Genomic DNA, 1,361 nt, shown 5'->3' with positions numbered 1-1,361 from the left:
CAGGTTAGAGCGAGCCTGCCTCCGGACTGTCTAAAAGTATTAAGAATACTCATAAATACAGGATTTGATTAAATCCATTTCATTTTGCCCGGTTCAATACTCTGTTAAATTTTTGCAATGCGATGTAGGCCAATTGTTTGAATATGGAGAGGTATGTTTGTTAGAATGCAGTGTATCAAGGTTGAAAAAATCCATCTTACATCTAAAATTCTAACGATCTATTACGGTCAATAGCCATAAAATACCAAAAAATTGGGATTTCAGGAATCCTACCACCGTTGTAGTTTTGCAATCAGAATTTGTTAAAACTTAAAAAAAACATAGATGATGGTAAGAGGTTTCTTTATTCTGATTTTGATGCTGATAAGTGTTATTGTCCATTCTCAGACCGGGACTGATGCATCCGGTGTTTATAAAAACTCAGCCGAAAATATCTTGTTAGGCGATAGCAGATTGATTGTCGGAGGCTATGGAGAAGTCCATTATAATCAACTTTTGGACTCTGAAATAAAGAGTAACGGAAAAATGGATGTTCACCGAATTGTAATGTTGTTAGGGTACAATTTTAATTCAAAGACACAATTTGTTACAGAACTGGAATTTGAACATGTTAAAGAAGTTTATGTAGAGCAGGCCTTTCTGCAACATAAAATCAATCGTTTTCTGAATTTAAGAGGAGGCTTAATGCTTGTACCTATGGGGATAATAAACGAGTATCATGAACCCACGACATTTAATGGTGTTGAGCGGCCGCTGATTGATAAATACATTGCACCCACTACATGGCGGGAAATAGGGTTTGGCATAACCGGTAATATTCTTGCGGCTTCCGTTAAATACCAGGCCTATGTTATGAATGGTTTTAACGGTTATGACGGGGTTGCTAAGCTGAACGGGGAAAACGGACTTCGAAAAGGACGTCAGAAAGGAGCAGAATCTTATATAAGTTCACCAAACTTTGCAGGTAAAGTTGAATATTATGGAATCAGAGGTTTAAATATCGGTCTGTCGGGTTATTTTGGGAAGACCCAAAGCACACTGTATGACGGAATAGATGATAATAACAGAGCTGCATTGGCTATGGCAGATTCCTCAGTAGTCGGGGTTTCGATGATTGGATTAGATATCAGATATACTTTCGATGCGCTACAGATACGAGGACAGTATTATTATTCAGCCTTATCAAATTCGGATCAATATAATGCATTTACTGCGGAGAATGGCATAATGAATGATGTAGGCAGTTCTATGACGGGGTATTATATCGAAGCCGGATATGATGTTTTGCGGTCTTCAAATTCCGAAATGCAACTATTTCCTTTTGTGCGCTATGAATTTTTGAATACACATAATAGCGTGGT

1 protein-coding gene is annotated in these 1,361 nt (G+C 37.7%); it reads left to right on the top strand.

Annotation, left to right across the window (positions count from 1 at the left end):
• Window positions 1-324 precede the first annotated feature (324 nt).
• Window positions 325-1,361, top strand: a 1,037-nt coding sequence (locus OQ5_RS21180; protein ID WP_016778119.1) for a hypothetical protein, incomplete at its 3' end; no start/stop codon positions are given.

Origin of the sequence: Anaerophaga thermohalophila str. Valhall (assembly GCF_000250735.1) — a bacterium.
GTDB classification, from domain to species: domain Bacteria; phylum Bacteroidota; class Bacteroidia; order Bacteroidales; family Marinilabiliaceae; genus Anaerophaga; species Anaerophaga thermohalophila_A.
The sequence above is the reverse complement of the archived record's forward strand: the minus strand, read 5'-3'. Positions and strand labels throughout refer to the sequence as shown.